The 18,866-nt window shown below is 39.1% G+C and carries 18 protein-coding genes; 12 read left to right on the top strand and 6 right to left on the bottom strand.

Annotated elements, in window-relative coordinates; genetic code table 11:
• The first annotated feature begins 11 nt into the window (after positions 1–11).
• A complete protein-coding gene (locus tag ACIF8R_RS04940; RefSeq protein WP_004642499.1) occupies positions 12–1,403 on the top strand; it encodes an LLM class flavin-dependent oxidoreductase in 1,392 nt (463 codons plus the stop codon).
• Positions 1,404–1,597: 194 nt separating this feature from the next.
• Positions 1,598–3,064, top strand: coding sequence for an MFS transporter (locus ACIF8R_RS04935; protein ID WP_016138473.1), 1,467 nt, complete (start codon positions 1,598–1,600; stop codon positions 3,062–3,064).
• A 61-nt stretch (positions 3,065–3,125) separates the two neighbouring features.
• Here the strand turns inward: ACIF8R_RS04935 and ACIF8R_RS04930 are convergent, their stop codons facing one another.
• Complete coding sequence (locus tag ACIF8R_RS04930) at positions 3,126–4,310, bottom strand: hypothetical protein (RefSeq protein WP_396479419.1); 1,185 nt, start codon at positions 4,308–4,310, stop codon at positions 3,126–3,128.
• A gap of 441 nt (positions 4,311–4,751) precedes the next feature.
• Here ACIF8R_RS04930 and tauA point away from each other — a divergent pair, with 441 nt between their 5' ends.
• Genes tauA through tauD form a run of 4 tightly spaced genes read left to right on the top strand, consistent with a single transcriptional unit; the run spans position 4,752 to position 8,352 of the window.
• Complete coding sequence (gene tauA, locus ACIF8R_RS04925; protein ID WP_396479417.1) at positions 4,752–5,792, top strand: taurine ABC transporter substrate-binding protein; 1,041 nt, start codon at positions 4,752–4,754, stop codon at positions 5,790–5,792.
• 9 nt (positions 5,793–5,801) lie between these two features.
• The gene (locus tag ACIF8R_RS04920; protein WP_086497183.1) at positions 5,802–6,596 is read left to right on the top strand and encodes a taurine ABC transporter ATP-binding protein; all 795 of its coding nucleotides are present in this window, start codon (positions 5,802–5,804) and stop codon (positions 6,594–6,596) included.
• On the top strand, positions 6,593–7,462 hold the full coding sequence (gene tauC, locus ACIF8R_RS04915; protein WP_022574940.1) for a taurine ABC transporter permease TauC: 870 nt from the start codon (positions 6,593–6,595) through the stop codon (positions 7,460–7,462). The genes ACIF8R_RS04920 and tauC overlap by 4 nt, the downstream gene beginning before the upstream one ends.
• Positions 7,463–7,470: 8 nt before the next feature.
• Complete coding sequence (tauD, locus tag ACIF8R_RS04910; protein WP_396479415.1) at positions 7,471–8,352, top strand: taurine dioxygenase; 882 nt, start codon at positions 7,471–7,473, stop codon at positions 8,350–8,352.
• Positions 8,353–8,418: 66 nt separating this feature from the next.
• Here tauD and ACIF8R_RS04905 read toward each other — a convergent pair whose 3' ends face one another.
• A complete protein-coding gene (locus ACIF8R_RS04905; protein ID WP_396479413.1) occupies positions 8,419–9,153 on the bottom strand; it encodes an aspartate/glutamate racemase family protein in 735 nt (244 codons plus the stop codon).
• On the bottom strand, positions 9,150–10,619 hold the full coding sequence (locus ACIF8R_RS04900) for an NCS1 family nucleobase:cation symporter-1 (RefSeq protein ID WP_396479411.1): 1,470 nt from the start codon (positions 10,617–10,619) through the stop codon (positions 9,150–9,152). The genes ACIF8R_RS04905 and ACIF8R_RS04900 overlap by 4 nt, the downstream gene beginning before the upstream one ends.
• A 397-nt stretch (positions 10,620–11,016) precedes the next feature.
• On the opposite strand from ACIF8R_RS04900, the gene ACIF8R_RS04895 reads away from it, so the two are divergent.
• Positions 11,017–11,766: a GntR family transcriptional regulator gene (locus tag ACIF8R_RS04895; RefSeq protein WP_396479409.1), complete on the top strand. Its 750-nt coding sequence runs from the start codon at positions 11,017–11,019 to the stop codon at positions 11,764–11,766.
• A 39-nt stretch (positions 11,767–11,805) separates the two neighbouring features.
• On the opposite strand, the gene ACIF8R_RS04890 is transcribed toward ACIF8R_RS04895, so the two are convergent.
• Positions 11,806–12,696 (bottom strand): LysR substrate-binding domain-containing protein, encoded by an 891-nt coding sequence (locus ACIF8R_RS04890; protein ID WP_396479407.1) that lies wholly within the window; start codon positions 12,694–12,696, stop codon positions 11,806–11,808.
• 196 nt (positions 12,697–12,892) lie between these two features.
• On the opposite strand from ACIF8R_RS04890, the gene ACIF8R_RS04885 reads away from it, so the two are divergent.
• The 3 genes from ACIF8R_RS04885 (at position 12,893) to ACIF8R_RS04875 (ending at position 16,001) form a co-directional block, all read left to right on the top strand.
• Positions 12,893–13,579, top strand: a complete 687-nt coding sequence (locus ACIF8R_RS04885; protein ID WP_001043290.1) for a hydrolase — start codon at positions 12,893–12,895, stop codon at positions 13,577–13,579.
• A gap of 328 nt (positions 13,580–13,907) precedes the next feature.
• Positions 13,908–15,782: an amidohydrolase gene (locus ACIF8R_RS04880; RefSeq protein ID WP_396479405.1), complete on the top strand. Its 1,875-nt coding sequence runs from the start codon at positions 13,908–13,910 to the stop codon at positions 15,780–15,782.
• A 57-nt stretch (positions 15,783–15,839) separates the two neighbouring features.
• Positions 15,840–16,001 (top strand): DUF1427 family protein, encoded by a 162-nt coding sequence (locus ACIF8R_RS04875; protein WP_000784879.1) that lies wholly within the window; start codon positions 15,840–15,842, stop codon positions 15,999–16,001.
• Between the two features lie 69 nt (positions 16,002–16,070).
• Here ACIF8R_RS04875 and arsC read toward each other — a convergent pair whose 3' ends face one another.
• Complete coding sequence (gene arsC / locus ACIF8R_RS04870; protein ID WP_396479403.1) at positions 16,071–16,499, bottom strand: arsenate reductase (glutaredoxin); 429 nt, start codon at positions 16,497–16,499, stop codon at positions 16,071–16,073.
• 125 nt (positions 16,500–16,624) lie between these two features.
• Positions 16,625–17,527 (bottom strand): LysR family transcriptional regulator, encoded by a 903-nt coding sequence (locus ACIF8R_RS04865; protein WP_000886379.1) that lies wholly within the window; start codon positions 17,525–17,527, stop codon positions 16,625–16,627.
• A gap of 101 nt (positions 17,528–17,628) precedes the next feature.
• Here ACIF8R_RS04865 and ACIF8R_RS04860 point away from each other — a divergent pair, with 101 nt between their 5' ends.
• Positions 17,629–18,189 carry a chromate transporter gene (locus tag ACIF8R_RS04860; RefSeq protein ID WP_001017021.1) on the top strand — a complete coding sequence of 187 codons (561 nt, stop codon included), beginning with the start codon at positions 17,629–17,631 and terminating at the stop codon, positions 18,187–18,189.
• Complete coding sequence (locus ACIF8R_RS04855) at positions 18,189–18,710, top strand: chromate transporter (RefSeq protein ID WP_396479401.1); 522 nt, start codon at positions 18,189–18,191, stop codon at positions 18,708–18,710. The genes ACIF8R_RS04860 and ACIF8R_RS04855 overlap by 1 nt, the downstream gene beginning before the upstream one ends.
• The last annotated feature ends 156 nt before the right edge of the window (positions 18,711–18,866 follow it).

Genomic DNA, 18,866 nt, shown 5'->3' with positions numbered 1-18,866 from the left:
GCGAATATTTTATGACTAAGAAAATTAGTTTTAATGCTTTTGAAATGAATTGTATTGCCCACCAATCTCCTGGATTATGGCGACATCCTCAAGACCGATCTGTTGAATATAAAGATTTAGAATATTGGACAGATTTAGCGCAAATTCTTGAGCGTGGTTTTTTTGACGGTATTTTTATTGCAGATGTGCTTGGTATTTATGACGTTTATCATCAAAGTGCTGAACATGCCTTAACAGGTGCGGTACAAGTTCCGGTCAATGATCCACTACAGATTGTGCCAGCAATGGCAGCAGTCACAAAGCATTTGGGCTTTGGTGTCACGACCTCTATTTCCTTTGAACACCCTTATCCTTTTGCTAGACGTATTAGCACGTTAGACCATTTAACCAAAGGGCGAGTTGGTTGGAATATCGTGACGTCTTATTTAGAAAGTGGTTCGAAAAACTTGGGTCTAAAAACTCAGGTTAATCATGACAATCGTTATGATATTGCTGATGAATACTTAGAAGTTCTTTACAAACTTTGGGAAGGGTCTTGGGAAGAAGGTTCGGTACTGCGCGATCGTGAAAGCGGTATCTTTGCTGACCATAAAAAAGTGCATCCAATTCAGCACGAGGGTAAATACTTTACTGTACCGGGCATCCATATTTGTGAGCCATCACCGCAGCGAACACCAGTACTCTACCAAGCAGGCGCGTCTTCACGTGGGCAGAAGTTTGCTAGTCAAAATGCCGAGTGTGTATTTATTGCAGCGCCGTCTAAAATTGCCACTAAAAAAGTGGTACAGGGTATTCGCCAGAAATTGGCTCAAGAAGGCCGCGATCCGTACTCAGTTAAAATTTATGCACTTTTATCGATTGTCACTGATGAAACCGATGCAAAAGCTCAGGCTAAGTTTAAAGAATATCAAAGCTATGGAAGCTACGATGGGGCGTTAACATTGCTGTCTGGCTGGTCAGGTGTAGATTTTTCACAATATCAACCCACCGATAAAGTTGAATATATTCAAACCAACGCGATTCAATCTTTATTAGATTCTTATGTAAATGCAGACCCAGAGCGTGTTTGGACCATTGAGGAAATTGCAAACTGGAACAGTTTAGGTGGTAATGGACCTGTGTTAGTGGGTTCGGCAGAAACCGTTTCGGATGCTCTACAGCAATGGGTTGAAGATACCGATATTGATGGCTTTAACTTGGCCTATATTTTGGCTCATCAAACCTTTGCCGATGTGGTCGAATTTATTGTGCCAGAGTTGCAAAAACGTGGGGTATATCAAACCTCATATGCACAAGGAACATTAAGAGAAAAATTATTTGGTGCTGGGCCATATTTGCCTGAAAATCACCGCGGTGCAAAATATCGTAATCTAAAAGAGTTAAAACTTGCTGAGGCGAGTTAATATTTTAGGAAGCCTTTAAATAAATAGCTGGTTAAATACCAGCTTTTATTTTGTCTTTTTATATCGGTTTTACTGCTGAGTTAATAATGAAAAGATAATTCTATAAATTAGATTAAAACATCAGATTAATTTGCTTTTGTATTATGTGAATAATCATTATTTTGTTCCTGTTATTAAAGTTTAGGAATTATTAAGTGAGCACACAAGAACTCGATCATAACCATCGTTATGAAATTAAATCTCCCGATGATGTTTCACAATTAATTTCCAAATTTGCAGGGAAGGGTAAATCTAATAAAGTTATTTGGTTGGCACTGATTGGGGTATTTATTGATGCCTATGATTTAACAACGCTGTCCTTTGGTATTGAGCAAGTTATCTCAGAGTTTTCTTTAAGCCCTGTGATGACTGGTGTGGTGGCTTCAGCAATTGTCTGTGGAACTATTGTTGGTAACCTGATTGGTGGTTGGCTGACAGATAAAATCGGCCGTTATCGGGTCTTCATGGCGGACATGGTGCTCTTTGTCATTGCGGCAATTGTCGCAGGCTTTGCACCAAATGTTTGGGTTTTGATTTTAGCCAGATTTATTATGGGAATTAGTGTTGGTATTGATTTGCCTGTCGCAATGTCATACTTATCTGAGTTTTCCAAATTTAACGGTAGTAGCAACAAGGCAGCGCGTTTAGCTGCATGGTGCCCAATGTGGTATGCCGCTTCTTCGGTATGTTTTGGTCTAGTTCTGGCGCTTTATTTTCTTTTACCTCCTGAGCATAGCAACTGGTTATGGCGAGCATCTTTAATTTTTGGAGCAGTGCCAGCGTTACTCATTATTTTTATTCGCGGTAAATATTTAACTGAATCACCAATCTGGCTTGCAAACCAAGGCGATTTAAAAGGTGCAGCTCAAGTTCTACAAGAGTCCTATGCAATTAATGCAGTCGCTACAGTTGAAAAAGTAGAAAGAACTGCTGAAAAGAAAAAGCGTGAGGGTTTTGCAGTTTTATTTAATAAAACCTATTTACCAAGAACGATTGTAGCCATTGTGATTCACATTTCGGTGGCATTTCAGTACACGACCATTGCCTTCTTTTTACCTTCTATTTTAACGCGTTTCTTTCATACCGATGTCTTGACGACCATTACTACAACACTCGGACTCAATTTGCTGTTTGCATTTACGGGCGGGCTGTTAGGCGTATTTGTTGCTAGCAGATTTAAATCTCGTCATGTGTTGCTTACAGGCTTTTTACTCCAGTTTATAGCCCTTATTGCCTTAGCACTCATTGGTGAACCCGGTAATAGCTTTTTACTCTATACTGCAATTGGCATGCTAGGTTTATGGCTTTTTGCTGAAGGTTTTGGGCCAGGTGCACAAATGATGGTTTATCCAACCATGGCTTATCCTGCTTCAATTCGTGGCGTTGGGGTCGGCTTTAACCGTGCAGTAACGGGTGTTGCTCAAGCAATTGCTTTGTTTGTTTTACCGATCTGGATGGCGGGATATAAAACTGATGTTTACCTGATTATTTCTATCTTTGCCTTTATTCCTTTAATTGTGATTGGGCTGCTGATTAAGTTTGAGCCTACCGCCCAAGATGTCGATGTTATCGATGAAGATAAAACAGAACTTCCTCTCAATAATTCACCAGTAATCGACTAGAGTAAAAATAAATATCTAGATAAAAACAAAGGCCAACATCTGTTGGCCTTTGTTTTTCGAGTTAGAAGTAATAAGCAAAAATTACAAATGCTTTTTTGTTCCATTTATCATTGGTTCCACCAGCCGCAAGTCCTTCACTGTCTCCTAGATATGGATCATGTTTACCAATGAGTAACTCGGCTTGTACTGTCAATTTTTGATAGTTAAAGGCAATGCCGGGAATAAAACGGGTTGAATCTTTAAAGCCATCTTGCTCTTTTCGATAAGAACTATAGTTTAGGTAGGGGCGAACAGAGGTAATTGGGCCAAACTGCTGAGGAAATAAATAGCTCAGTTCGGCTGAATAAATCTGGCCTTTGGTTGCCGAGTTAAATGAATAATCGAAGCCGCCCAAAGTCAGATGATCTTTATATTCAGTGTCCGCATTATCAATGTCTTGATAACCAGCCAAAAGCTGTAAATTCCATTGGTTATAATTGGTATTGCTAAAAACTGAATAGACTTGGCGATCGCCATTTTGCCCTGAACGCTTATTTTCAATGGTGGAATACCATGCAGAGGCGCCCAGTTGGGTAGAGAAATTTTCTTGGCCTAAGACATTTTTAAAGGTATGAGCACCGCGAACAACAATGGAGTTCTTTTCTTTAGTATTGGTACCTTGTGGTACAGAGTCATCCGCATTGACAGGGTTGATACTAAATCGACTCGAGTCTTTGCTTTTACCTCTATAAGTGCCACCATCGGTAGGATAAAAGGCGAGTTGTGCTTCATTGATTCCATCATTGAAATCATATTTTACGCCAAGGTTATGTACATCTTCCCAACCTGCACTATTGGCAATGCCTAAATAATAAGTATTTCCCCAAAAGCGACCCAAGCCAAAAGGAACTGGGTTTAAGCCCGCAATAATTTTACTGTTGTCATTAATTTTATAACCCAACCATGCATCGGTAAGCCAATTGGCATCGCCTAAACGCCCGTAATATTCATAAACCCGATAATCTAGACGGCCTATCCATTTCGGGGAGTTGTAATCTAGCCATAGTACCGCGTCATTAAAGGAAAATTTACTGGTAGTGGGATCAGAGTCAAAATCATAAACATATTTAGCTCGAACAGTACCACTCACTTTAAGTTGACCTTCTTCAGCATTACCAAAGGTGAGAGCCGCATGACTTGAAAGGCTAAATGTAATTAAAGACGCTGTAATTAATGTTTTTTTCAAAAATTGAGAATGTTTAAACAAAAGAATTTTTCTCCTCTTAAAAATAAAAATTAAATTTGCGTCATGTATAAACCAGAAAAAGATTTGTCCAAATCTTAATATTTGCAGAAGTTTTAAGATAAAAAGATAATAAAATCTGAACTTTATATAAAAAAATGAAAATTAATTAGATGCAAAACTCTGGATGCGATAAGCAAAAAATAAAAATGACGAAATGAGTAGGATAAAATAATTAGAGTAGGTATGTCAGGTTTTTCTCATCATGTATTTTTTGAATATCCTTTTTAATTATTGATATATAAGTATTTTAATTTTATGGCTAATCTGTAAGTTTGGTTGATATTTGCTTTTTACCAAAAGATAAAAACTTATATGAAAAAGTTATTTATCAAAAATAGATAAGCAACTCATATTTTTTTATTTTTCATTATAAAGCCAGCTGCATACCATGAGCTTATATTATTGAAAGATCATGAAATTATGAGCACAAAGACCAAACCGTTGATTATCACGGCAATTGTGGTTGTAGCAATTGTTGCATTTATCGTATGGCAAAATAAGAAAGACAATAATACAAGTGCTTCAGTTCGCGACAGCAAACCTGTCGTGATTGCCTATCAAACAGGGGTGGACCCAAGCAAAGTTGCGCAGGCCAATGGGGAATATGAAAAACATAGCCAACGTAATATTCAATGGAAAAAATTTGATGCGGGTTCAGACGTTGTAAATGCACTTGCTTCAGGCGATGTCGTACTTGGCAATATTGGTTCAAGTCCACTTGCTGCTGCGGCAAGCCGTGATTTACCGATTGAAGTATTCTTAATTACATCAAAACTTGGTGGATCTGAAGCATTAGTGGTAAGTAATAAATCAGGCATTAAAACGCCTCAAGATTTAATTGGCAAAACCATTGCTGTACCGTTTGTTTCAACAACCCATTACAGCCTTTTGTCGGCACTTAAACATTGGAACATTCCAGAAGACAAAGTCAAAATTATTAACTTGCGTCCACCTGAAATTTCAGCTGCTTGGGAACGTGGTGATATTGATGCAGCATATGTGTGGGAACCTGCTTTAAGTAAAGCCAAAGCATCTGGTACGGTTTTAACCGACTCAAAACAAGTGGGTGAATGGGGCGCTCCAACTTATGACTTATGGGTTGTGCGTAAAGATTTTGCAGAGAAAAATCCTGATTTCTTAAAAGCTTTTGCTAAAACTACGCTTGAGCAGCTTGAAAAATATAATCAAGATCCAGCCGCTTACGTTAAAGATGCCGATAACGTGCAAAAAATTGCGCAGCTCACAGGTTCTGATCCAAAAGATATCCCGCTTTTATTAAGTGGAAACATTTACCTAGACCACGCTCAGCAAAAACAAACGTTAGATGGTGAATTTGCGCAAAATATTTTTGATACAGCGAAGTTCTTAAAAGGTCAGGGCAAAGTCGATCAACTGAAAGCCGATTATAAAGGCAACGTGAATTCTTCATTTTTGCAGCCTTAAGGAGTTGTCATGAGTGTACTAGAAGCCAAACATATTCATCTGACTTTTCCTAAACAGCAAAAGCCAGTTTTACAAGACATTAACCTAACGATTGAAGAAGGTTCTTTAACCGTGATTTTGGGCGAGTCAGGTTGTGGCAAAACAACTTTGCTTAATATCTTGGCAGGGTTTCAAAAGCCGAGTTCAGGTGATGTGCTTGTAAATCATGAAGTAGTAAATGGACCAGATGTAACCCGCGCTGTCGTGTTTCAGGATCATGCATTACTTCCTTGGTTGAATGTTGCAGATAATGTTGGCTTCGCTTTGCAGTTAAAAGGTTTAAAGCGCGCCGATATCGAAGCACAAGTGAACGCAATTTTAAAAATTGTAGGTTTAAGCCACGTTGAAAAAGCCAATATTTGGGAACTTTCCGGTGGTATGAAACAACGTGTTGGTATTGCTAGAGCTTTGATTAGTCATGCGCCGTTTATTTTATTAGATGAACCTTTTGCCGCATTAGATGCTTTTACACGTGAAAACATGCAGCAGTTAGTGCTCGATTTATGGATTCAACAAAATAAAAGTTTCTTTTTAATTACTCATGACATTGAAGAAGCATTATTGCTCAGCAATCAGTTAGTTCTGATGACAGCGCATCCAGGCAAAATTGTAGAAACTCTACATCTCGATTTTGCTAATCGATATCGTCAGGGCGAGTCTATTCGCTCAATTAAATCGGACCCACAATTTATTCAGCTCAGAGAGCAGCTGTTTGAAAGTTTAAGAGCACAAAAACAAAGCGGTAAGGAGGCGTTAACCACATGAGTACTAAAGATAACGTCTATGAATATGACAAAGCAGGGCTAAAACTTAAGCCAGATGTGCAAACAGAAAATGCTTCATTTCTATCGTCATTTTTTGAGAAGCATCGCACTTTGGCAGTTAGCATAATTAGTGTGGGAAGTGTGGTCGCACTCTGGTTTCTCATTACTGCTTTGCATATCGTACCTGAACTGTTTTTACCGAGCCCACAGGCAGTCTGGCAAAAATTTATATCGGTCAGCCAAGAAGGTTTTATGAAGGCTACTTTGTGGCAACACTTGGCCGCTAGTATCTCTCGTGTGTTTTTGGCTTTGATTGCTGCCGTGGTGATTGGTGTTCCGCTGGGTTTGTGGATGGGGCTGAACAAATGGGTTCGTGCTGTTCTAGATCCTTTGGTTGAATTATTACGTCCAATTCCGCCGTTAGCGTATTTGCCGTTACTTGTTATTTGGTTCGGTATTGGTGAAACCACAAAAGTACTTTTGATTTTCTTCTCGATTTTGGCGCCTGTCATTATTAGTAGTGCGCATGGTGTGTTAAGCCATCAGTTAAATCGTGAACGTGCGGCATTGTCATTAGGGGCAAGTCAGTCACAAGTCTTTTGGCATGTCATTTTACCAACAGCTTTGCCTCATATTATTACCGGTATTCGTATTGGTCTTGGGGTGGGTTGGTCAACATTAGTTGCAGCAGAGTTGGTTGCAGCGGACCGCGGTATTGGTTTTATGGTGCAATCGGCAGCACAGTTCTTAATTACCGATACGGTAATTCTGGGCATTATTGTGATTGCCATTGTCGCAGTTAGTTTTGAGCTGTTTTTACGTTGGTTACAAAAACAGTTTTCTCCTTGGTATGGTCAGCAGTTGTAGTAAAGAAGATGAATACAGAAGTAGCAAACTTAAATATTGAAGTGATCAAGCCTACCATTGGCGCAATTATTCACGATATTGATTTGAATGCGTTAAATGAACAGACAACGCAACAAATCCAGCAGGCTTTGCTTGATCATCAGGTCATTTTTTTTCGAAAGCAACAATTAGCGCCGCAAGCACAAGCAGACTTGGCACGCAGTTTTGGTAGCTTACATGTGCACCCGATTTATCCTTCAATTGAAGATGTACCTGAAGTGATGGTGCTTGATAGCTGGAAACAAGATTTGCGTGACAATGAACTTTGGCACACAGATGTGACTTTTAGTAAAAATCCACCTTTAGGTTGTGTGTTGCAAGCCATTAAAATTCCACCTGTAGGCGGTGACACTTTATGGTCGAGTAATACAGCAGCTTTTAAAGGGCTTCCGCTTGATTTACAGCAAAAATTACGTGGCTTAACTGCAACACACGATATTCGTAAGTCTTTTCCACTTGAACGTTTTGCCCATAACGAAGTAGAACGTGAAAAGCTTTTGCAAACATTTAAGCGTAACCCACCAGTGATTCACCCAGTGGTGCGTACCCATCCTGTTACAGGTGAGCCTTTGTTGTTTGTAAGTGAGGGCTTTACCACTCGAATTAATGAGTTACCTGAACAAGAAAGTGAGCAATTACTTAATTTCTTGTTTGAACATGCGACCCAAGAGCAATTTCATTTGCGTTGGAAGTGGCAAGATGGTGATATCGCGATTTGGGATAACCGTTGTACGCAACATAAAGCATTATTTGATTATGGCGATGCTCATCGCATCATGCACCGTGCAACTATTAACGGTGATGTGCCATTTTATAAAAATGAACAACAGCCAGAGTTAGCCGAAGTTTAATTCTTTGGTTTTGAGCCGTTTCAATTCCAACGCAGCGTTTTGAGTTGGAATTGAAACAATAACCCTTTAGCGCATTCCAAATCCTGACAATATGCCTGTGTAATTTTTTACAGGAGGTGAGGCCCAATCACCAACTTTGCTGGTTTTTAAATTTAACTGAACTAACATTTCAGCTTGTTTAACTGCTGCTGCAACGCCGTCAATAACAATCACTCCCAACTCGTTTTGTAGTTTTAGGCACAAATCACTCATACCTGCACAGCCCAAAACAATCGCATCGCTTTTATCTTCTACTAGTGCTTTTTTGCACTCATCTCGTATGGTTCGATAAGCATCTGAGTCAGGAAGCTCCAATTCTTCAACTGCAATGTCACAAGCTCGAACATTTTTGCAAAATGGTGTAGCCCCATAGCGATGAGCCAGATGCCAACTCATATTCACTGTGCGTTGTAAGGTTGTGACCACACTAAAACCATTACTGACATAACTTGCAGTTCGCATAGCTGCTTCGGCAATCCCAATCACAGGCGCTGAAGTCATTTCACGGGCAGCATAAAGCGCAGGGTCGCCAAAACAGGCAATAACATAAGCATTTACACCTAGAAATTCACCTTGGCGTATTTCTTCTAAGACACCTACGGCACTTAGAGCTTCATCATAATAACTTTCAATTGTTGCAGGACCCATTTGAGGACTCACTGCAATAATTTGAGTACCAGAACCTGCAACTATATTTGCTGATGCCGCAATTTTGTCTGTCATGCTTTGAGTAGTATTGGGATTAATAATTTTAATTTTCATTGTACTTTCACCTTCGTCATTGCCGATTTAGCATGGGCAAGCGGTTGGTTAAGAAATCGGTAGATCACAAAACCGAATCCCATCCCAATAAACCATGTGAAATTAGCAAGAGCAGATAATTGTGGTAAAAGTACGCAGAGAATAGGAATTAATGAAGCTGGAATTAAGGCATAAAAGGCAGAGTGGTTATAACCATTTTTGTACCAATACAAACCTTTGGTATCTAAGGTATATAAATCATCTACTTCGATTTTTTGTTTTTTAACGAGGTAAAAATCGGCTATCAATACGCCAAAAAGCGGACCGATAAATGCACCTAAAATATCAATGGTGTAATGGATTACTTGAGGATTATTAAATAAATTCCATGGGGTAATGAAAATTGAACCAACTGCTGCAATCATTCCACCCATGCGCCAGCTAATTTTGCTCGGTGAAACATTAGAAAAATCAAAGGCAGGTGAAACAAAGTTAGCGACAATATTAATTCCGATGGTGGCAATCATTAAGGTCAAGCTGCCTAAAATAACCACAAAGGTATTATCAAGTTTTCCAACCATCTCGACAGGGTCTGTAATGAGCTTGCCGTAGACTGGAAGCGTTGCCGCAATACACACCACAGTAAGTAAAGAAAAGCCTAAGAAATTAATCGGTAGTCCAAGAAAGTTCCCCATTTTAATGGCATTAAAGCTTTTGCCATAACGAGAGAAGTCACCAAAGTTCAGCATCGGGCCTGAAAAATATGAAACAACAAGCGCAATAGCACCAATCATGACTGGTACAACCGCAAAACCGTCGTATTGAACACCGCTCAAGTTTAAATCAATATTTTGCCAGCCAGCTTTCCAGATCAGCCAAACTGCCATGGCAAACATTACAACGTAGACAGCTGGACCTGCCCAGTCAATGAATTTACGAATGCTGTCCATGCCAGACCAGAAAACAATCGCTTGCAGTAGCCAAAGCAGCATAAAGCCAACCCATCCTAAATAGGAAAGTCCAAGAAAGCCATAAGTTGAAACATCGGCATAGACCGACCATTCTGGAAAGAAGTTTAAAATGACCAATAAGAAAGCACTTGATGCCAAATAGGTTTGAATGCCATACCATGCGACAGCAATAAGACCACGAATAACAGCAGGAATATTTGCACCAAGTACACCGAAGGTTGCGCGGCAAATAACAGGATAGGGCGTACCAGTTTGTTGGCTAGACTTGGCAATCAGGTTTGTAAAAAACTGAACTATGGCAATGCCGATGAGTAAAGATAAAAGTACCTGCCAGCTATTGAGCCCAAGTGCAAAAAGGCTCCCAGCCATAACATAACCGCCGACACTATGAACATCAGACATCCAGAAAGCAAAAATATTATAAGCGCCCCATGTTTGCTTTTTTAAAGGAGCTAAGTCTTGATTTGTCAGTTTTGCATCATAAGAAGGTTTAATTATTGCTTCGGTATTATTCATCTTGAACACTCACTTCCTTAAGATGGAGGCACTTTCAGCAGCATTGTTTTTCTGTCTAAAAGAATGAAATTAAAATTGTGTACAATGTGATATTTAAATTGTGCACAATCTTAATTGAGCAAAAGTTATGCCAAATTTACGAAGTAGCGCTTATGAGTCATTTAAACTGATATGAATTTTGGATGTGCAGAGACAGATTTATAAAATGAGAAGTGTTTAATTTTTTTATAAAAAGTAAGTAAATTTAGGTGTATAAGTGGATCTTTAGAGATTTAATATTGAATTATTTGGTTCAGTATATTTGTTGTGGGAATGAGAGCAATATTCCAAAACGCTTAAGTTAAACTTACACTATTGTCATTAGATAAAGTTTTAAAAAGAGGAGGCGTTAATAAAAATGGAGAAATCAATGCCATCGAATGCACCAAAAAAAGCCGTAGAAATGAGCAATGATGAAATTGATGACCATATATATAACGCTATTGTAGATGCTATTTTAAATCGACAACTTGCCCCTGGCGCACGTTTAGTTGAAGCACCTTTGTGTGAAGCATTCGGTGTAACGCGAGGAGTGTTAAGACGTGTTTTCGTCAAACTTGCACATGATAAGGTCATCGAAATTCAGCCCAATCGTGGAGCACTCATCGCAAAACATAGTGCTCATGAAACAAAAGAGGTCTTTGAAGCACGTAGCATGCTTGAAATCGCTACTGTAAAAAAGCTAGCTCAAAAGTCACATAGCCTAGATTTTACTGAGCTTCGAGGCTTAGTCGATCAAGAGTCTCATGAGCGTTTAGCTGGTAATTGGGCCGAGTGGATTAAGCTATCAGGGCAATTTCATTTAAAGCTGATCGAAGCAAATCAAAATACGATTATGACCAGTTATTTGCAGACGCTTATTGCAAGGACTTCGTTATTGATTGGGTTATATGAAATTCCCAAACATAATAATTGTTCGGCAGATGAACATCGTGCAATTTTAAATGCCATTGAGCAAGGCGATGAAAAGCGAGCAACTCAATTGATGGAAGAGCATTTAGAACACTACGCGACGACATTTGTTGAACAAGACAGCACAGCAACAGCAGAGCAAAATTTATTAAATTTATTTAAAAATAAGAAAATTGAAACCATTCAAACTAACTAAAAATAATGGGCCATTTCCTATGGAAAAGGCCCAGATTGGTTATTTTATAGGAAGGATTTGATGCGTTAAAAAATCAATAAATAGTTTTACTTTCTTCGATAAAATCTTACGGTTTGGCCATGTGACATATAAGTGAAGTGGCTGACTGGTGTAGTCCTCCAAACACTTCTGTAATTTACCTTCTTTGTAGTAAGGCTCTGCAATAAACTCTGGAAGAAAAACAATACCGTGATCTTTCAAGCACATATCTAATAATAATTCACCATTATTACAGGTCATCACAGGGAAGCAATTAAAGGACACTTCTTTTTGATCTTTTTGGAAAATCAATTTCTTATGTCGACTATCCTGATAATAAATCAGAAATTTATGTTCTTTAAGTTCTTCTAATGAGTCTGGTAATCCATGCTGATTAAAATACTCAGGTGTCGCATATAGATAGCGCTGATAGGTATTTAATATTTTACTATTTGCTAAGTTTGGAGGAGAGCCATCTACGCGAATGGTTAAATCAAATTTATTATTATTCATGTCTAGTAGTTGATCAGTCATGAATAAATCAATTTTGATGCTGGGATATTTCTCAATAAAGTCTGAAATGATATTTTGAAGAAAAATATTGCTAAAAGACATTGGTGTATTGAGCTTGAGTTCGCCTTCAGGATACTGCTGATTATAGCTAATTTCGTAGGCAGCCCATTCAAACTCACTTAAGATGACTTTGCTATGCTGATAAAACTTTTCTCCACAAGAGGTGAGGTTCATCTGTCTTGTGGTTCGGGTTAACAGTGTGGTTTTTAGGTCATTTTCAAGGTAGCACACACGTTTGGCCACTAAGTCACGAGAGATGTCGAGTGCTCTGGCTGCGCTACTAAAATTCCCATGTTCTACGACACTTACAAAAGTGGAAATACAGTCTAATCGATCCATGGATAAGCAAAAGTTAAAAAATATATATCAATGATTAAACTATAAAAATTAAAAAGCAATCATTGATTTTATTGTATTCGTACAGCATACAGATTCGTGCTGATTTGCTGTCTATGCTTTTACATTTTTATCTGTTTTGATAATGACCAGTAAGCAATTTTAATGCATTACTCATAAGGAATAATGGAGTTTACCCATGAATAAGTCACTTTTAGAACAACTTTCACCAACAAATTGTCAGGTTATTTTTATTGATCATCAGCCACAAATGGCTTTTGGGGTACAGTCAATAGATCGCCAAGTATTAAAGAATAATACTGTAGGCTTAGCAAAAGCAGCTAAAACATTCAATATTCCTGTCACCATTACAACGGTTGAAACTGAAAGCTTCTCTGGTCATACCTATCCAGAACTTTTAGATGTATTTCCAGATGCTCCATTACTAGAACGTACTTCAATGAATTCGTGGGATGACCAAAAAGTACGTGATTCGCTTGCAAAAAATAATCGTAAAAAAGTGATTGTTTCAGGTTTGTGGACTGAAGTGTGTAATAACACCTTTGCTTTTGGCGCCATGCTTGAAGGCGATTATGAAATTTATATGGTTGCAGATGCTTCTGGTGGTACATCAAAAGAAGCACATGACTATGCCATGCAGCGCATGATTCAAGCAGGTGTTGTTCCAGTAACTTGGCAACAAGTCTTACTCGAATGGCAACGTGATTGGGCACATCGTGATACGTATGATGCAGTTATGGCAATTGTACGCGAGCATTCTGGTGCTTATGGTATGGGTGTGGACTATGCCTATACGATGGTACATAAGGCGCCTGAACGTACAACATCAAAACACGAAGTACTTGCACCAGTTCCTGCAAAATAAGAAATAGTTGAGTTAAGGGTATTTCGATATTTAAGTTGATTTATTCGATTTTTGACTATATTGGATAAGTGGAAAAGCCATCTGCAACTGTTCGAGGCAGGAAAAAATCTGAAAAGATTATAATTGAACGAGTTTTGCAGATCTTGCGCTGCCTTAATGGCAGCTCAGGTTTTGTTACTTTTCCCGAAAGAAAAGTAACAGAATTAACTCCTCTTATTGAATGTAAAACGGTCAGACTCCGTCGTGTAAAATCAAAAAGAATAATGAAATATATATGTTGCTATACCTTTATTTTTTAGAACGATAATTCACAAGAATGGAGTTCAGAATGACCGAAATAAACCTCATACTCATAAACGGTAAAATCACAACACTAGATCCTCAGAACCCCGAAGTACAAGCAATAGCGATTGCAGATGGTAAAGTCGTGCGTACGGGTACAAATGATGAGGTTATGAAACTCGCAATATCAACAAGCAAAGTTGTAGACTTAAATGGTCGTCGCGTTATACCGGGTCTAAATGACAGTCATCTGCATATTATTCGTGGTGGTCTAAATTACAATATGGAACTGCGCTGGGAAGGTGTGCCATCCGTTGCAGATGCATTACGCTTACTCAAAGAACAAGCAGATAATACGCCAGCTCCACAATGGGTCCGTGTAGTAGGTGGTTGGACTGAGTTCCAGTTTGCCGAAAAGCGTTTACCGACTTTAGAAGAAATTAATAAAGCTGCGCCAGATACTCCTGTATTCGTTTTACATTTATATGCCAGTGCTTTGTTGAACCGAGCTGCGCTTGATGTATTAGGCTTTAACAAAGACACGCCAGACCCACCGGGTGGCAAGATTGTAAGAGATGAAAAGGGTGAGCCAACAGGTCTATTGCTCGCAACTCCATCCGCTATGATTTTATATTCGACTCTAGGGAAAGCGCCGAAATTGCCAGTTGAAGATCAAGTCAATTCAACTCGTCATTTCATGCGTGAGTTGAACCGATTAGGTATTACTTCAGCAATTGATGCGGGTGGCGGTGGTCAAAACTATCCTGAAGATTATGATGTGATTAAGCAATTGCACGATCAAAATCAAATGACAGTGCGAATCGCTTATAACCTATTTGCTCAGAAGGCAGGCCAAGAGCTTGATGATTATCGCCGTTGGACAGAAATGACATTTCCGGGCGATGGTGATGAGCTATTTAGAATGAATGGAGCAGGTGAGAACCTGACTTGGTCGGCAGGTGACTTTGAAGATTTCTATGAACCACGTCCAGATTTACCAGAAAAAATGGAAGGTGAACTCGAAGCCATTGTAGAGCACTTGGCTGAAAAGAAATGGCCATTCCGTATTCATGCAACTTACGATGAAAGTATTAATCGTTTGCTCAATGTATTTGAGCGCGTCAATTCAAAACAGCCATTCGCAACTCGATTTATTATTGACCACGCCGAAACCGTATCTGAGCGTAATATTGAACGTATTGGTGCATTGGGCGGTGGTATCGCCATTCAACACCGTATGGCATATCAAGGTGAAATTTTCGTAAAACGCTATGGTGCCGAGGCTGCTCAAGCAACGCCACCAGTCAAGAAAATGTTAGAACTCGGTGTACCTGTGGGTGCGGGAACAGATGCGACTCGTGTTGCGTCTTATAACCCTTGGGTGTGTTTGTATTGGCTGACTACAGGTAAAACAGTAGGTGGATTACCTTTGTATGATGAAAAAAATCTATTAGACCGTCAAACCGCCCTCAAACTCTGGACTAAAGGTTCGGCATGGTTTTCGGGTGAAAAAGATATTAAGGGTTCACTCACAGCAGGGGAACTTGCTGACTTGGTCGTACTATCTGATGACTACTTCAAAGTTGAAGCAGAAGATATCCAGTGGATTGAGTCTGTACTGACTGTTTTAGGTGGAAAAGTGGTCTATGCAGGAGCAGAATTCAAGCAGGATGATCCGCCATTACCGCCAGCATCTCCAACATGGTCGCCAGTAAAACGTTTTGGTGGTCAGTGGCGTTTATCTGAAAATCGTAATGCACCATCGAATCAATCATTACAGTCACAAAGTGCATTGTGTGAATGTGCTAGCAGCTGTGGAATGCATGGACACAGCCACGCTTGGATGCTTGATGTTCCTGTAAATGATAAGGACAAAAAATCTTTCTGGGGCGCACTTGGGTGCTCGTGTTTTGCATTTTAAATAAAACAGTATGGGAACCTGCCTCATTAAATGGCTTGCTTCCCTAAGGTATGTACGATGAAAATGTACTTGTTATCTTTGGCTGTAGGGTTGCTCGTTGGTGTCTTATATTACGTCTTAAATGTGAAGTCACCAGCTCCACCTCTTGTTGCATTAGTCGGTTTATTAGGAATGGTAATAGGAGAGCAACTTCTTCCTTTTATCAAATCCTATTTTTAATCCGTTTCATTCAGAAAAAGCTAAATGGTGTCATGCCATTTAGCTTTTTATATTAATAAGTATCTTCAATTACTTTATACGACGGCCTTGTTCATCAATAATTACTTCACCATCTTCTTTTGCAAAATAGCCTAAGTTTTTTGAATCTAAAATGTCGAGCACCACTTCAGAAGGGCGGCAAAGTCGTGTGCCTTTTGGTGTAACCACAAATGGGCGATTAATTAAAATTGGGTACTGAACCATAAAATCGATTAACTGCTCGTCGGTCCAATCGGCTTGTTCCAATTCTAAATCTTTATATGGATCAACATTTTTACGAATGGCTTCACGTACAGTTCGGTTTGAATCCTTAATGAGTTGAATCAATTCATCTTTACTTGGTGGTGTTTGCAAATATTCAATAACGATAGGTTCAATACCTGCATGACGAATAAGCGCCAAAGTATTGCGTGATGTGCCACATGCAGGGTTATGGTAAATCTTCACTAATTCAGTCATGTTCCAGTTTCGCTTTGGTTAAAGAAAAAGTATTACGCTTAAGAAATATAACAAAATTTATTTGATCAAAGTTTTATTAAAGTGCCTTTATATAGGCACTTTTTTTATTGTCTCGTTACTTACATTCAAGTCATCGTTGGTAATAGTTTTTGCATGAGTTCAATGAAGTTTGACACTTTAGCTGAGTTTTCATTTTCTCGTGTAATTAAGTAAATAGGCGCATTTAGTTTTATCGAATCATCAAACTCGCGATAGACGATTTCATGGTCCCAAAAGTTATGCATTGAAGCGGGCACAATACTAATTCCAATACCGGCAGCCACTAAATTGAGGGTCGCAGTAGGGCGTGGCGCTTCTTGAATAATACGCGGACTAAAACCTGCCTGATAGCAGCTATATAAAATATTGTCATATAAGCCTTGCCCTGAAGAGCGACGGTATAAAACAAAATTTTCCTCTGACAAGTTACTTAAACTAATTTTTTTCTTCTGTGTAAGCGGATGGCCGATAGGTAAGGCCACCACCATTGGCTCGTCTAATATATGAAGATGCTTCAAACCAATATCTCGGCTAATCGGCGCTCTTAAAAAGGCAATATCAAGTTTTTCTGAAATTAACCAGTCCAGTTGCTTTTGACTGCCTGCTTCTTCAAGTTTGGTTTGCACAGCAGGGTACATTTCTCGATATGAACGTAATACGAGTGAAATGAGCGGATGCAAACCTGCGGAACTTGTAAAGCCAATATTGAGTTGTCCAGTTTTACCTTGGCTAACATCTTGGACCAATTTAGGAATATGGCGGGCATGTTCTAATAAAAGTTGTGCTTCTTTAAATAATGCTAAACCCGCTTCCGTCGGTTCAATCCCGCGCGGTTGACGAATAAGTAACTGTGTACCGAGTTCTTGTTCAAGTTTTTTAAGTAAACGCGTTAAAGGTGGCTGTTGAATAAACAAACGGTTTGCCGCGTGAGTAATATTTCTTTCTTCAACCACTACTACAAAGGCATGAAGCTTATATAAATCGAGCATAGGAATACCTTTAGGGTATGGTTAATGAAAATAAAAGCATTTGTAGATATATCATAAAAGTATCATTCTATCTTGGTCAGATAAAGTGAAAAGTAACGAAAATGAACCATGTTGAGATTGCCGTGCAGAAGGATACCGTTCCTACTTGCACAGAGTTATTTTTAGGTTTTTTAACATTAGGTTTAATTGGATTTGGTGGTGTGCTGCCTTTAGCCCGTAAAGTTATTGTAGAGCAAAGGCATTGGTTAAGCCCTGAAAAATTCACTGAGTTACTTGGTCTGTGCCAATTTTTACCGGGCGGCAATATTATTAATTTATCGGTTGCGATTGGCATGGAGTTTCGCGGTGTCCGTGGAGCAGTGAGCTCACTGATTGGTTTAATCTTCGCACCTACCGTAATTGTTGTACTTTTACATTATGTCTATGAGCAGTTCCAAGACAACTTAATGGTTAAACACCTTTTTGAAGGTTTAGGAGCAGCAGCAGCAGGGCTTCTGGTTGCCACAGGTCTGAAAATGCTTAAGCCTTTATTACGTAATCCATTAGCAATCTGTGTTGTGGTAGCGGCAATTGTCAGCATTGCTTTTCTAAAAATTCCTTTACTTTTGACTATGCTGATTTTACTTGCGTTTTATTCAGCCATCATTTGGAGACGTGTGTAATGGGTGCCGTACTACTTACTTTAGCAATCATTTTTACTCAGTTGTCTCTTATTGCATTTGGTGGCGGGAATACAATTTTGCCCGAAATGCAACGTCAAGTGGTTGATATTCATCATTGGATGACGGCACAAGAATTTAGTGCTCTGTTTGCCATGGCACAAGCTGCACCTGGGCCAAACATGATGATTGTACCGTTGGTAGGGTGGCATGTAGCAGGGTTGTCAGGTCTACTTGTAACGTCTACTGCTAAATTTTTACCTTCATCTTTTATTACTGTATTTGTGATGAGAGGCTGGTCAAAATTTAAAGATAAGAAATGGCGCCGTGTTTTACAACTTGCTTTACAACCTGTCACTGTGGGAACTGTACTTGCCAGTGCGTGGATTATTTCTGAGGCGGCGGCAATAAATACTCTACTCATTATTATGGTAGTCATTGCAACTTTATTATCTTTAATTAAAAAGGTTCATCCTTTACATGTCTTGATTGCTGGGGCGGTATTTGGTGTGGTCTTACTCTAGTTTAACCAGTTTGCCGACCTGCGCTGGGATAAGTTCAGGTTGGCTTTTTTGAATGAAAAGAATAAAATCTAAAAAACCGATCAAATCTATAAAAACATACTGTTTCACCTATTCTGTGTTTTCACGTACTATGCATCTATTGAAAGAATTTGGATG

Origin of the sequence: Acinetobacter sp. ABJ_C4_1 (genome assembly GCF_044538495.1) — a bacterium.
GTDB classification, from domain to species: Bacteria; Pseudomonadota; Gammaproteobacteria; order Pseudomonadales; family Moraxellaceae; genus Acinetobacter; species Acinetobacter nosocomialis_A.
This window is presented reverse-complemented; position numbering and strand designations above follow the sequence as displayed.